The organism is uncultured Amphritea sp. (assembly GCF_937127095.1).
In the GTDB taxonomy this organism is placed as follows: Bacteria; Pseudomonadota; Gammaproteobacteria; order Pseudomonadales; family Balneatricaceae; genus Amphritea.
The window spans coordinates 1-13,346 of sequence record NZ_CAKZLP010000025.1 but is presented as its reverse complement, the minus strand read 5'-3'; the positions used below and the strand labels follow the sequence as shown (position 1 = coordinate 13,346).

General features: G+C 51.4%; 11 protein-coding genes. 4 read left to right on the top strand and 7 right to left on the bottom strand.

Going from position 1 to position 13,346, the window contains the following annotated elements; genetic code table 11:
- Window positions 1-15: 15 nt before the first annotated feature.
- From Q0499_RS06775 to glnK (Q0499_RS06755), 5 genes are all read right to left on the bottom strand, one after another.
- Window positions 16-1,236, bottom strand: coding sequence for a hydrolase (locus tag Q0499_RS06775; RefSeq protein ID WP_299197558.1), 1,221 nt, complete (start codon window positions 1,234-1,236; stop codon window positions 16-18).
- A gap of 11 nt (window positions 1,237-1,247) precedes the next feature.
- Complete coding sequence (locus tag Q0499_RS06770) at window positions 1,248-2,462, bottom strand: aspartate aminotransferase family protein (RefSeq protein ID WP_299197556.1); 1,215 nt, start codon at window positions 2,460-2,462, stop codon at window positions 1,248-1,250.
- A 127-nt stretch (window positions 2,463-2,589) separates the two neighbouring features.
- Window positions 2,590-2,928, bottom strand: a complete 339-nt coding sequence (gene glnK / locus Q0499_RS06765) for a P-II family nitrogen regulator (protein WP_299197554.1) — start codon at window positions 2,926-2,928, stop codon at window positions 2,590-2,592.
- A gap of 171 nt (window positions 2,929-3,099) precedes the next feature.
- Window positions 3,100-4,359 carry an ammonium transporter gene (locus tag Q0499_RS06760; protein ID WP_299197552.1) on the bottom strand — a complete coding sequence of 420 codons (1,260 nt, stop codon included), beginning with the start codon at window positions 4,357-4,359 and terminating at the stop codon, window positions 3,100-3,102.
- Window positions 4,360-4,412: 53 nt separating this feature from the next.
- Entirely contained in the window at window positions 4,413-4,751 is a 339-nt protein-coding gene (gene glnK, locus Q0499_RS06755) for a P-II family nitrogen regulator (RefSeq protein ID WP_299197549.1), read from the bottom strand.
- A 340-nt stretch (window positions 4,752-5,091) separates the two neighbouring features.
- Between glnK (Q0499_RS06755) and Q0499_RS06750 the strand changes: the two genes are divergently transcribed.
- Genes Q0499_RS06750 through Q0499_RS06740 form a run of 3 tightly spaced genes read left to right on the top strand, consistent with a single transcriptional unit; the run spans window position 5,092 to window position 8,854 of the window.
- Window positions 5,092-5,358: an accessory factor UbiK family protein gene (locus Q0499_RS06750; RefSeq protein ID WP_299197547.1), complete on the top strand. Its 267-nt coding sequence runs from the start codon at window positions 5,092-5,094 to the stop codon at window positions 5,356-5,358.
- Between the two features lie 21 nt (window positions 5,359-5,379).
- Complete coding sequence (locus tag Q0499_RS06745; protein ID WP_299197545.1) at window positions 5,380-7,296, top strand: EAL domain-containing protein; 1,917 nt, start codon at window positions 5,380-5,382, stop codon at window positions 7,294-7,296.
- Window positions 7,297-7,354: 58 nt separating this feature from the next.
- Window positions 7,355-8,854, top strand: coding sequence for a YifB family Mg chelatase-like AAA ATPase (locus Q0499_RS06740; RefSeq protein ID WP_299197542.1), 1,500 nt, complete (start codon window positions 7,355-7,357; stop codon window positions 8,852-8,854).
- Here the strand turns inward: Q0499_RS06740 and Q0499_RS06735 are convergent.
- Entirely contained in the window at window positions 8,826-10,565 is a 1,740-nt protein-coding gene (locus Q0499_RS06735) for a bifunctional diguanylate cyclase/phosphodiesterase (RefSeq protein ID WP_299197540.1), read from the bottom strand. The two genes, Q0499_RS06740 and Q0499_RS06735, sit on opposite strands and share 29 nt — an antisense overlap.
- Window positions 10,566-10,825: 260 nt before the next feature.
- On the opposite strand from Q0499_RS06735, the gene rep reads away from it, so the two are divergent.
- Window positions 10,826-12,841, top strand: a complete 2,016-nt coding sequence (gene rep / locus Q0499_RS06730) for a DNA helicase Rep (RefSeq protein ID WP_299197538.1) — start codon at window positions 10,826-10,828, stop codon at window positions 12,839-12,841.
- Window positions 12,842-12,896: 55 nt separating this feature from the next.
- Here rep and Q0499_RS06725 read toward each other — a convergent pair.
- Window positions 12,897-13,346, bottom strand: a 450-nt coding sequence (locus Q0499_RS06725) for a c-type cytochrome (RefSeq protein ID WP_363317777.1), incomplete at its 5' end; no start/stop codon positions are given.

Below are 13,346 nucleotides of genomic sequence, written 5' to 3'. Positions count from 1 at the left end.
GTGGTTTAAACGTGATTACGTCCGTGCTCTGCTCCAGGTTTCAGGTTGTTCTGCCAACGTCAGTAGTATCAGTGTAGTTAGTCGGGCGCGTTCGACCAGGCTGGATATCTTAATAAATTCCTGGTGGCTGTGGATATTGCCGCCCAATACACCCAGCGTATCAACATTAGGTAACCCTGCCGCCGACAGGTTGTTGCCATCACAGCAGCCGCCGGTAGGTTCCCATGAGAGCGGTACGCCAAGCTGCGCTGAGCAGTTAGCCACCAGTTGAAAAAGTGCCAGATGAGCCGGGTTTAACTGTTTTGGGCTGCGGCCAAATCCGCCGTGGAGAGTCAGTGATATTCCCTCTTTACGGTTAATTTGCTCTTCGATTCTATGCAGTTGCTGTTGGCACCAGCGCTCATCTTCACTGATCCGGGTGCGGATGTTGAAGCGGCAACGGGCCTGATCCGGCACCTGATTTGTGGTCACGCCGCCATCGACTATACCGACATTGATAGTGACACCGTCTCGCAGACCATTCAGTTGATCGACTGCTGTTATGAATTCAGCCATGGCGCAGATTGCATTACGTCCCCGGTGGTGTTCACGACCCGCATGAGCGGCCACTCCGGCGATGATAGCGGTGAAATTACCGCTGCCCTTGCGCTCACCGGCCAGTTGGCCATTAGGCAGCGCCGGTTCGTAGATCATCCCCAGGTCATGCAGCTCCGCTTGCTGCGCCAGGATGGATGCGGAACTGGGAGAGCCGATCTCCTCGTCCGGATTTAGAATAACGGTCCAGCCTATTCGCTGTGCCAGTGGCGATTGTTCAAATGCGGCCAGCGCTTCCAGCATAACCAGCAGCCCGCCTTTCATGTCGCTTACGCCAGGCCCCTGCAGCGTCTGTTCATCCAGCCACTGGCACTGTTGAAATACGGAGTCTTCCGGGAACACCGTATCGAGGTGTCCGGTGAGTAATACCTGCAACGGGGCGTCTGGACGTTTGCTCAGGATATGCAGATCTCCCAGGGGGTGCTCTACGGCAGTGCCATCGGTGCGGATAAGCGTGTAGGCTGGCAAGCTGAGTTGCTGATGATGGCAATTGAGTCGAGCGCAAAACATTTCGCTCAACAGCCCACCGATCTGATTAACGCCGGCTCTGTTAAGTGTGCCGGAGTTTATCTCTGCCAGTTTAACCAGGGTTTCGGTTAGTGGTATCTGACGTTCGTTGATCGAATTCAGCAGGGAGTTCATAATTCATCGCCTTAAAAACCCATTTTTACAGCCAGCATCGCTTGAGCCAGTTGCTGCAGCCCTTTTTTCATCTCCGGATAGGGGATGATCAGTGAAGGTGCCAGCCGCAGCACATTGGGGCCCGCGGTGAGCACCAGAACACCCTGATCCTGAGCATGGGTCAGTAACTCCCGGGCTTTACCCTGCCATATCTCTTTCAGTTCACACCCGATCAGCAGACCCTCCACGCGGATATCACGAAACAGGCCGATCTTTTGATTCAGCTGTTTCAGGCCGCTGAGAAACATCTGCTGCCGCTGGGCAACTCCGGCAAGCAGCGTTGGGTCATTGATCAACTCAAAAGCCCTGGAGGCAACGGCACAGGCGAGAGGGTTGCCTGCGTAAGTACTGCCATGAGAACCTACTGAGAAACTTGTTGCGATATCGTGGCTGGTGAGCATGGCCCCGATGGGGAATCCACACCCCAGCGCTTTGGCGGTGGTGAGAATGTCAGGGGTGACGTTATAGCCCTGATAGGCGAACAGGTTGCCGGTACGACCCATGCCGGTTTGAATCTCATCGAAAATCAGCAGGGCGTTATGTTTGCTGCACAGGGCACGCAGGCCTTCAAGGAAAACGGGTTCAGCGGCGATAATGCCTCCCTCTCCCAGAATCGGTTCGACGATCACGGCACAGGTTTTATCGGAGATCTGGTATTCTACGGCGGCCAGGTCATTAAAAGGCAGATGGGTGATATCGCCGGGGAGTGGTTCAAACCCTTCAGTGTATTTTGGTTGTCCACCGGTACTAACGGTAAACAGGGTGCGGCCGTGAAAACTGTTTTCGAAGGCGATGATCTCAGTTTTATCTTTACTAAAATGCTTTTTTGCGTGAGTGCGAGCGAGTTTCAGTGCTGCTTCATTTGCTTCGGCACCTGAATTGGCAAATAACACCCGTTCGGCAAAGGTGGCAGCACAGAGCTGACCTGCCAGTTTCAGGGCCGGTTCATTAGTCCAGACATTACTCAGATGCCAAAGTTTTTGCCCTTGCTCCTGCAGTGTTTTTACCAGCTCCGGGTGGCAGTGTCCCAGTGCATTAACCGCAATGCCGCCCGCGAAGTCGATATACTCTTTACCTGCCTGATCCCAGACCCGTGAGCCTGCTCCCCGAACCGGTATCATCTGGCTTGGGGCATAGTTGGGAACCATTACCTCATCAAACATTGTACGGTTGATCATACTGTCCATAATCCTTCATTCTGGGAAAACTCATCTAAGTTTAGACCCTTGATTGGATAGAACAGTAATTTTTATCCCGTTTTGGGTAAAAAAAAGCACCCATCGGGTGCCTTTAAAAATTCGTTTATTCCGTGGCTTATAGCGCGTCGGTACCCGTTTCGCCGGTACGGATACGGATAGCCTGCTCCAGTGGCGTAACAAATATTTTGCCGTCGCCAATTTTGCCGGTATTCGCAGTTGATGCGATCGCTTCTATCACCTGATCAACCAGATCATCAGCAATAGCCGCTTCAATTTTTACTTTAGGCAGAAAGTCTACAACGTACTCTGCACCGCGATAAAGTTCGGTATGGCCTTTTTGACGACCAAAACCCTTTACTTCGGTAACAGTGACGCCCTGAATGCCAATTTCTGACAGAGCTTCACGTACATCATCCAGTTTGAACGGTTTAATTACCGCGCTTACCAGTTTCATCATTATTATCCTCGCTTGGATCTGTTGTTCTTACAGGAGATTCCTGCAGGCCTCAGACGGTTGGAGATCGAACTTCGGTCTAGTATACCCAGAATCAATAACTTAATAAAACGTCAGAAGGGGAGCCGAAGCCCCCCTTTTGTAAGTTATTGTCGTTTTTAACTGAAAGGCTTACTTACCGTTAGTAAATTCTGGGTAAGCTTCCATACCGCATTCTGCGATATCAACACCTTCGTACTCTTCTTCTTCGCTGACGCGGATGCCCATAACTGCTTTGATGAGCGCCCAGACTATCAGACTGGTTCCGAATACCCAGATGAAGATAGTGGCAGCACCGATCAGCTGGCCGCTGAAGCTAACATCACCGTTGGTAACCGGTACCAGCAGCAGACCCAGCAGACCACAGACACCGTGTACAGAGATCGCACCTACAGGATCATCGATACGTAGTTTGTCCAGAGTGATAATGGCGAACACTACCAGTACACCACCGATCGCACCAAACAGAGTTGCCTGCAGGGCCGTTGGAGTTGATGGTTCAGCAGTGATCGCAACCAGACCCGCTAGTGCACCGTTCAGCAGCATGGTCAGGTCGGCTTTACCGAACAGTAAGCGTGCAGTGATCAGCGCAGCGATAGAACCACCCGCTGCAGCAGCGTTAGTGTTGAGGAAAACCATTGCGACAGAGTGAGCGCTGGCAACATCGCCCAGCTTCAGTACGGAACCACCGTTGAAACCGAACCAGCCCATCCACAGGATGAACGTACCCAGCGTTGCCAGGGGCAGGTTAGCACCCGGGATAGCGTTAACACCGTTAGCCGTATATTTGCCTTTACGGGCACCCAGCAGCAGAACACCCGCCAGCGCTGCAGCAGCACCTGCCATGTGAACGATACCAGAACCGGCGAAGTCAGAGAAACCAAGGTCACCCAGGTTGTACATGCCGAAAACGTCAGCGCCGTTCCAGGTCCATGAACCTTCCATTGGGTAGATAACACCGGTCATGACAACAGCGAAGGCCAGGAAAGCCCACAGCTTCATGCGTTCAGCGACAGCACCGGAAACGATAGACATTGCGGTTGCAACGAATACGACCTGGAAGAAGAAGTCAGAGGCACCTGAGTATACAGACCCGCCACCGAAGCCCTCTTCTTTAGAGTCAGCCAGCACCTGGTCAACATCGAGATCACCGATGCTGCTCAGGAACAGGTCGCCGCCGTACATTAGGTGATAACCGCACACCATGTACATGACACAGGCAATTGAGAACAGTGCAACGTTTTTCGTCAGGATCTCTGTGGTGTTCTTAGAACGTACCAGACCTGCTTCCAGCATGGCGAACCCAGCCGCCATCCACATAACTAATGCACCGCACACCAGAAAATAAAAGGTGTCCATTGCATATTGTAATTCAAAAATTTGATTTTCCATCACTTCCCCCTGAAGCAAACGCTTAGAGTTGTTTTTTAGGTTGTAAGTACGTGTTACAGCGCGGTATTGCCGGTTTCACCGGTACGAATCCGGATGACCTCTTCAAGCGGCATCACGAAAATCTTACCGTCACCGATCTTGCCGGTTTGAGCCGTTTTGCTGATCGCTTCGACTACCTGATCAACGATGCCGTCCTCCACAGCAGCGTCGACCTTTACCTTGGGCAGAAAATCGACAACGTATTCTGCGCCCCGGTAGAGTTCTGTATGGCCCTTCTGACGACCGAAGCCTTTCACCTCGGTGACAGTGATACCCTGTACGCCGATTTCGGAAAGTGCTTCACGCACATCATCCAGTTTAAATGGTTTAATAATTGCTGAGATGAGTTTCATGGGATCTGATCTCCACTAAGTAAAACTGTTTTAAAGAGCTACGCTGGTTATCAGCGCAACGATAAACGGTTGATCCATACTAAGCATTGCACATGCCATAAAGATTATTTTTCAATTAAAACAATGGTTTGTTTTGTTTGTGATCGAATTTTTAATGGTATTCAATAGATTCGAAGAGGTTTCTTGATCAGTCGCTGGTGCACAATTGTTGTGCAGGCACTTTTTTGGTGCGCAGGTCGTGGCGCGTGTAATTCTTGCTAAAAGCGATTCGGGTTATTGTGCGGTTATTGGTATAGTCTTAGCTGAGATAGACTGCGGATATTATTTGGAAATATGAGATATGATTAATCACACAATACTGGCCGGGATCAGCGAACAGATCGGACAACTGTTTGAACAGGCCCGGCAGAATACAGCCGAGCCCGAGATGCAGCAGCAGGTCAATGCACTGTTGCAGGGCGCGTTCCGGCGGATGGATCTGGTCACCCGCGACGAGTTTGATGCGCAGAGTGCGGTTTTAGCCCGCAGTCGGGCTAAACTGGAGCAGTTGCAGTCCGAGATAGCGCGTTTGGAACTGATGCTCAGCCAATCTGACAATAACGCCTGAATTACACACTAAGGAGACCCTATGCATCTGCCGATGTACGCCTGCATTCTGCCTGACCTGAGTTATCAGTTTGCGACTCAGGAATATCTCGGCATGCTTGGCTGGCAGGGAGAGGTGACCGGGATTCCGCTGGCCCGGGTGCACTCTGAAGAAGCGCTGTTTGAATTGCGACATGGCATGATGCTGGCGCGTTCAAAGGGGACCGCAACGTTATCCTGGCAACCTTTTGTCGAAGATCATAACCTCTGGCTGCAGTTAGAGATCTTCTGGAATCCGGTGGCCGGGCTGTATATTGTCAATGCGATGCGCAGCGGGCAGGCAGCGGGTAGAGTGTTTGCTCAGCATCCTGAGGAAGGCCTGTTTGACTATACCCCTCAGGCGGTTATGTTGCTGGATGAGGAAAATCGCATCTATCGGGTGAATCCGGGCTTTTCTGATGTCAGTGGTTTCTCTTTTGAGGATGTTGTGGGTCAGGGGCCCGGCATTGTCACTAACCGGGAGATCGCCACTGAACTGTTTGATCATCTTTGGCAACAACTGATGTTTCGGGGGTTCTGGGAAGGTGAGTTGTGGAACCGGCATAAAGATGGCCATAGTTATCCTGCCTGGTACACCCTGATGGCACAGCGAGACGAGAGTGGCGAGATCGATGGTTTTGTCGCCCAGTTCTCCGATATCAGCAGTTCTTATCGCGATCAGCATCGTTATAACCATGCCAGTTATGATGCGCTGACGGGTTTGCCTGATGAATTTATGCTGCTGGATCAGCTAAATCAGCAACTGTTGAAAGATAGCCTGGGGCATCGGGGGCGAGGGTTGATATTGCTTCAGCTCGACACTGATGGTCAGGAGACCGGTCAGATTGCTGCAGCGCTTGCTGCGCGACTCAGCGCACAGGTGCGTGAGACCGACCTGCTGGCGGTGGATCAGGAACATAACTTTGTCTTTGTGCTGGAAGATTGTCCTGATGAGATGACGCTGGAGCAGTTTGCTGAGCGAATTTCGGTCGGGCTGCTGGAGCCTGTTGACGTCGAGGGCGAGGCGATATCATTCGCTCATGCGATGGGTGGTGTGCTGGTCGAAAACGGCGGAATCAGTGCTGAACTGATGCTCGACCGGGCGCGGCTGGTGTTGCGCACGCCGGATAGTCATAACGGCTTTCGTCTTTATGATGCGTCATTGGGAAGTGGCACGGTTTTAAGTCGTGATACCCTCAGTCAGGCCGTCTCTGAGGGCTGGTTGCAGCTAAGGTTCAATCCGGTTTACTCACTCGCTGAGCATCATCTGGCGGCCGCTGAAGTGTCCTTGTCGCTGAATCATCCGCAGCAGGGTGTTTTATCACCGGGGCAGTTTATCGCTCAGCTGTCCCGTTATGGTCTGTTACAGGATTACCATCAGCAACTGGAACGTCAGTTGGCACCGATGATCAAACTCTGGAGTGGTTTTGATCAGTTTCATAATCTCTGTATCCGCCTACAGGATGAAGAGTTGTTTGCCGCCGATGTTATCGAACATCTGATTCGGCAGATGGTTAAAGCGGGCATACCGCCGCAGCGGCTGATGATTATTTTAAATTATGTCCAGCTGCAGCTGTTTCCGGACGAGATTGAAGAGCTTAAAGCGCAGGGTGTGCTGATTTTACTGGACCCGCAGCAGCATCCAATTGAGCGGCTACCGACTCAGTTGTATCCCGATATGTTGCTGCTGAACGCGCATCTGGTTGAGCAACAAATGCGCGATGATTACTATGTCCGTGATGTCGAAGACTTCATCACGATGGCGCGGGACAATGATCTTGACGTCATGGCAGAGGGCGTACGTACCACTGGACAGATGACCCGGCTGACACAGCAAGGGTGTTTGCGCATGAGTGGTAAGTATGTCGGCCGGGATCTGACGCTGGAACAGCTGATTGAGCGATTAGATCTGGAGCATTGAATAACAGAACAGACTGAGGTGTTAACAGTCTGAAACTATAATCCAGGGATGGATGCGTATGGCACTGGCAATAGTACACACCCGGGCACAGCTCGGTATTCAATCCCCACCCGTCGCGGTGGAGGTTCATCTTTCGGGCGGTCTGCCCAGTTTTTCAATCGTGGGGATGCCGGAAACCGGTGTAAAGGAGAGTCGTGAACGGGTTCGCAGCTCGCTGCTGAATTGCGGTTTTGAGTTTCCAGCCCGGCGTATCACCGTCAATCTCGCGCCTGCTGATCTGCCTAAAGAGGGTGGGCGTTATGATCTGGCAATTGCGGTTGGCATTCTCATCGCTAGTGGACAGTTGCCACAAAACAGCGCTGATCATTATGAGTTTTTAGCTGAGCTGGCGCTGTCAGGGGATCTGCGACCGGTTTCCGGCGTGTTGCCTGTTGCACTGAGTTGCCGCAACGCCGGCCGTAGTCTCTGGGTTGCCTCTGACAATGTTCGGGAAGCGGGGCTGGTCACCGGACTGCGTTTTTTTGGTGCAAGGTCGCTGTTGGAGGTAAGTAATCATCTTGCCGGTGCCAGCCTGCAGGAACCGGCAACCCCATCTGAGTGGCGGGTAGATAATTTTACCGATGCAGATATGGCGGATGTACGCGGGCAGTTTCAGGCCAAAAGAGCCTTAGAAATTGCTGCCGGAGGCGGACACAATCTATTGCTCTGTGGCCCGCCGGGAAGTGGAAAAAGTATGCTTGCCAGCCGCCTGCCGGGTATTTTACCGCCGCTTGAGTCCGATGAGTTGCTGGATATTGCGGCAATCTACTCTATTGCCGGGGTGAAAGAAAAAAGTCTTTTCGCAGGCATTCGTCCTTTTCGTACACCCCATCACACCGCATCAGCGGTGGCACTGGTGGGTGGTGGGAGTAATCCCCGTCCCGGGGAGATATCTCTGGCTCATCAGGGGGTGTTGTTCCTCGATGAGCTGCCTGAATACAGCCGACAGGTACTGGAGGTGATGCGCGAACCGCTGGAATCGGGGGTGATCAACATCTCCCGTGCGGCGCTGCAAACCAGTTTTCCAGCCCGGTTTCAGCTGATTGCCGCGATGAATCCCTGCCCCTGCGGTTATCGGGGAGATCAGAGTGGCCGGTGTCGCTGTACCCCGGATCAGGTGCAGCGTTATCAGGCGAAAATTTCAGGGCCATTGCTGGATCGCATCGACCTGCAAAGCTGGGTGCCGGGGCTGACACCTGAACAACTCATGGGGCCCGCCGAAACCAGCGAAAGTAGCCTGCAGATCAGAGAGCGGGTGGTCAGTGCCCGGACAATCCAGCAACAGCGTCAGGGCTGCATCAACGATCAGTTGAACGTAAAAGGTCTGGAACAGTATTGTAAACTCGGACAGGAACAGGAACAGCTGTTGATGCAGGCGATGAGTAAAATGGGTTTATCTGCCCGGGCAGCACACCGGGTGCTGAAGGTCTCCAGAACCATTGCGGATCTGAAAGGCGAGCTGGACATAAACAATGCCGCGCTCCTGGAGGCTATAGGTTTGCGGCGCTCACCCCTGTGATCTCATAGCCATTTTCCAGCAGGTGTTTGAACTCTTCATAGGGGACCGGTTTGCTGTAGAGATAGCCCTGTGCCTGATGGCAACCGTAACTGGCGAGGAAATTGAGTTGCTGCAGGGTCTCGACGCCTTCCGCGATAACCTCTTTGTTGAGGCTGTGAGCGAGGCGGATGAGAGCTTTGACGATCTCCCGGTCATCAGGGCTGTTATTCACGCCGGAGACAAATGAACGGTCAATTTTCAGGCTGCTGATGGGCAGTTTTTGCAACAGAGAAAATGAGGAGTAGCCGGTACCGAAGTCGTCCAGTGAGAAGTTGATACCCAGCTTATGAAGCTCTTCAATGCCCTCCCGGACATGCAGTTCATTATTAAACAGGGCCGACTCGGTTAATTCAAACTCCAGAATAGAGGTGTCGATAGAATACTTCTCGATCAGTCGCTGAATCGTGCGGCACAGATAGCTGTCCTGAAATTGCCTGAAAGAGAGGTTAATGCTCAGGCGTTTAATCTCCAGATTGCTGGCTAATAGTCGCTGGATATCTTCCCCAGCCTGTTGGATGACCCAGTAGCCGATCGGTACAATCAGACCTGTCCGTTCAGCGGTGGGGATAAACACGTCGGGATAGATCAACCCTTTTTGCGGATGACGCCAGCGAATCAGTCCCTCTGCGCCAATAATCTTGCCCGACAGAATATCTACCCGGGGCTGGTAGAACAGCTCAAACTCGTTACGGCGGATAGCGCTGATCAACTCAGGTTCGATAGCGACATGGGGCTCATTCGACAAATGATATTTCTGATCGAAAACGATATAGCTGCAGCTGCTGTTTTCTTTTGCTTTTATTCTGGCCTGGGTCGCCTGATTGATAAGGTTGTCAGTCTCACAACTGTGTTCTGGCGCCAGGGCTACCCCGATACTGCAGGGCAGGATGACTTCCAGTTCATGATGGTTGTAGGGTTCAGTCAGACTGTGGAGAATCTGATTGCAGATTAGCGTGACATGTTGTAGAAGATTGGCACTGGCAGTAACTTCCAGCAACATAATAAACTCATCATTCCCCTGTCGGCAGATCAGTCCGGGAGCCAGTTCAGCTAAGCGCTTACTCATCTCCCTGACGACCATGTCACCGGCTGAGTAGCCGTTAATATTATTAAATCGGCGGAAACCATCCAGATCAATACTGATTAAGGCGAAGTGACTGGCCGATTCATTTTTTCTAAGCTGTTTCAGCTGTTCTGATAACTCTTTGTGGAACTGCTGTCGGTTAATCATGCCGGTTAAGGGGTCGAGCTGATTCAGGCGCTCAATTTCAGTATGGTACTGATGAATTTTAAGATTGTAGCGAAGCACTCTCTCAACGGTTTCATCGGTTACCTTTGATGGGCAGATAAAGTCGTTAGCCCGCCAGAGCATAGATTCATCAATGCGCTCATAATCAAGATTTTCATCAAATAGAATGACTGGAATATGGGGGTGCTGCTGGCGTAGATAGTGCAGCTCAGAGAGCGCATTGGTGTCTGTAAAGCAGGTATGCAGGAAAATCAGTTTGAAATCGGTGTGTTCTAAACGGTCAGTAGCCAGATCAAAACTGCATTGTTGAGTGCTGCATTGATGCTGTTGCAGGTGCTTGACGACCCCTGAGGTATCAAAGCCGCAGCTATCAATGATCAGGCACTCAACAGATGTTGGACTGTTAGGAGCTACAGATAACATATCGAATCTACTACCTGAGAGTAAACGATCCTGTTTATTCCCACTGATCTACTGATAAGACAATTCATTCCATGCGATAATTGTCGTCCTGTATGCATTTTAAGAGTATCACGCTGCACTCAGCAGTCAAACACTTGTTTGATCATTTTTTCTTCTAAAACAAGTGATTAGGTCGTTTTTTTTATTTTTTGTGCGGTTGCCAACCGTACGCTATCGGCCGGATGCAAACAAAACTTTAGCCGTCAGAGTTAGTATTTATCATGTCGAGACTTAATCCTAAACAGCGAGAAGCTGTCGACTATATCAGCGGGCCGCTGTTGGTTCTGGCCGGCGCTGGCTCTGGTAAAACCAGTGTAATCACCCGCAAGATCGCTTATCTGATTGAGACCTGCGGTATTAAAGCGCATAACATTGCGGCGGTGACATTTACCAATAAAGCGTCCCGTGAGATGAAGGAACGTGTTAATTCGTTGGTCAAAGGCAATGCTACCCGCGGGCTCACTGTCTCTACCTTTCACAACCTCGGGCTAAACATCATTCGTAAAGAGCATAAGACGCTGGGGTTTAAAGCGGGCTTTTCGCTGTTTGATGATCAGGACAGTAAGGCGCTGTTAAAAAGTCTGTTGTTGCATCACAACGAAGAGACCGACCAGCTTGATTTTATCCAGAGTACGATCTCAAACTGGAAGAACGATATGCTCGGGCCTGATCAGGCTTTGGCAAAAGCCCAGGGCCCGGCGGATGTGCTTGCTGCCAGAGCCTATGAGGCCTATCAGAAAAGCCTGAAAGCCTACAATGCCGTGGATTTTGATGATCTGATTTTGCTGCCGGTACAGCTGTTCATCAATCATGGGGATATTCTTGAACGCTGGCAGCATAAAATTCGTTATCTGTTGGTGGATGAGTATCAGGATACCAATATCACCCAGTACCTGCTGGTTAAGATGCTGGTGGGTACCCGGGGAATGCTCACGGTGGTGGGCGATGATGATCAGTCGATCTACTCCTGGCGCGGTGCCCGTCCGGAAAACCTGGTGCAGTTACAGCATGATTTCCCCTCGCTGAAAGTGGTCAAGCTGGAACAGAACTATCGTTCGACAGGGCGTATTCTTAAAGCGGCCAACACGGTGATCTCCAATAACCCCCACGTATTCGACAAAACGCTCTGGAGTGATATGGGGTTTGGTGATCCGATTCGGGTAGTCTTTACCCGAAACGAAGATGCTGAGTGTGAGCGGATCGCCACCGAAATACTGGACCTGCACCTGCGTAAGCGCTATCCGTTTAAGGATTTTGCCATTCTCTACCGGGGTAACCACCAGGCCCGACTGCTGGAGCTCAAGCTGCAAAGCTATCAGGTGCCCTATAAGCTGAGTGGCGGTACCTCCTTTTTTGGCCGTGCAGAGATTAAAGACATCATGTCTTATATGAAAGTGCTGGTAAATCCGGATGACGACAACGCCTTCCTGAGAATTATCAACCTGCCGCGCCGGGAGATTGGCCACACGACCTTGCAGGGGCTTGGTGAGTATGCCTCTGAACGCCAGACCAGTCTCTTCAATGCCTGTAGCGAATTAGGGCTGGAACAGGTGTTGAAGCCCGCGCAGGTTGAACGGTTGCAGCGTTTTAAAAACTGGCTGGAAGGGATCTATCAGCAGTGCGAGCGGGGAGACCCTATCGATGCGGTGCGCAAAATGATAGAGGATATCGATTTTGCTGGCTGGATTGCCCAGAACAGTTCCAGTGATACGATTGCCGAACGGCGGATGCAAAACGTCTGGATTCTGGTCGATTCACTGCGTAATACGTTAGTACGTTTGCAGGAGGATGATCCTGAAGCGGGTATTCGGGAAGCTATTGCCCGGCTGGTGCTGATGGATATTATGGAACGGCAGGAAGAGGAGGATGATTCTGACCGGGTGCAATTGATGACCCTGCATGCATCCAAAGGGCTGGAGTTCAACCATGTCTACCTGATGGGGATGGAAGAGGAGATTCTGCCCCACCGAAATAGCATCGAAAACGGTGATATTGAAGAGGAGCGGCGGCTGGCCTATGTGGGTATTACCCGGGCAAAGCAGACACTTACTATGACCCTGGCACGCAAGCGAAAACAATTTGGTGAGTTGATCGATTGTCAGCCAAGTCGTTTCCTCGATGAGCTGCCGGAGGATGATCTGGTATATGAGGGGCGTGGTGAAGTGTGTGAAGTCGCTAATAAAGCGCGGGGCAACGCGACCCTGAGTGGGCTGCGAGGCTTATTGGATGATCTGTGAGAAAGGTAAGTTATAAAAAAGGCCGCTGATGCGGCCTTTTTTAATTTAGCTGAGATTATTTAGCGCTATCAACCATGTATTGAACAGCCGCATGGATCTCTTCATCAGAACAGCTTGCACACGTGCCGCGGGGAGGCATTGCATTGATACCGTTAATGGCGTTGCTAACCAGAGTCTCAAGACCTTTGGTCGCACGGTCAGTCCAGTCACTGGTGCCAAACTTAGGTGCTTGTAGAACCCCGGAAGCGTGGCAGGCAGCACAGCTTGCATTGTAGACATCAGTACCGGAACGTGCTCCGGCTGCGGCAACAGGGGCGGCAGCGCCACCACAGTCATCACCTTCGACACAGACCGACCCCACTTTCTGGATACGTTCTATGATTGCATCATTATCAGTGTTGGCCATCGTTGAAGTGGCCAGAAAACCCAGTGCTACAGCAAACAGGGTAGAAATAGCTTTGGCAGCAAATTTACTCACAGTCACGACCTCATCATCGCTAATTTT

Bases quoted from the DNA above. Each gene is read 5' to 3' on its own strand.
- Q0499_RS06740 (WP_299197542.1), top strand. From the start codon at position 7,355: ATGGCACTGGCAATAGTACACACCCGGGCACAGCTCGGTATTCAATCC.
- Q0499_RS06770 (WP_299197556.1), bottom strand. From the start codon at position 2,462: ATGGACAGTATGATCAACCGTACAATGTTTGATGAGGTAATGGTTCCC.
- Q0499_RS06735 (WP_299197540.1), bottom strand. From the start codon at position 10,565: ATGTTATCTGTAGCTCCTAACAGTCCAACATCTGTTGAGTGCCTGATC.
- rep (WP_299197538.1), top strand. From the start codon at position 10,826: ATGTCGAGACTTAATCCTAAACAGCGAGAAGCTGTCGACTATATCAGC.
- Q0499_RS06745 (WP_299197545.1), top strand. From the start codon at position 5,380: ATGCATCTGCCGATGTACGCCTGCATTCTGCCTGACCTGAGTTATCAG.
- Q0499_RS06775 (WP_299197558.1), bottom strand. From the start codon at position 1,236: ATGAACTCCCTGCTGAATTCGATCAACGAACGTCAGATACCACTAACC.
- glnK (WP_299197549.1), bottom strand. From the start codon at position 4,751: ATGAAACTCATCTCAGCAATTATTAAACCATTTAAACTGGATGATGTG.
- Q0499_RS06760 (WP_299197552.1), bottom strand. From the start codon at position 4,359: ATGGAAAATCAAATTTTTGAATTACAATATGCAATGGACACCTTTTAT.
- glnK (WP_299197554.1), bottom strand. From the start codon at position 2,928: ATGAAACTGGTAAGCGCGGTAATTAAACCGTTCAAACTGGATGATGTA.
- Q0499_RS06750 (WP_299197547.1), top strand. From the start codon at position 5,092: ATGATTAATCACACAATACTGGCCGGGATCAGCGAACAGATCGGACAA.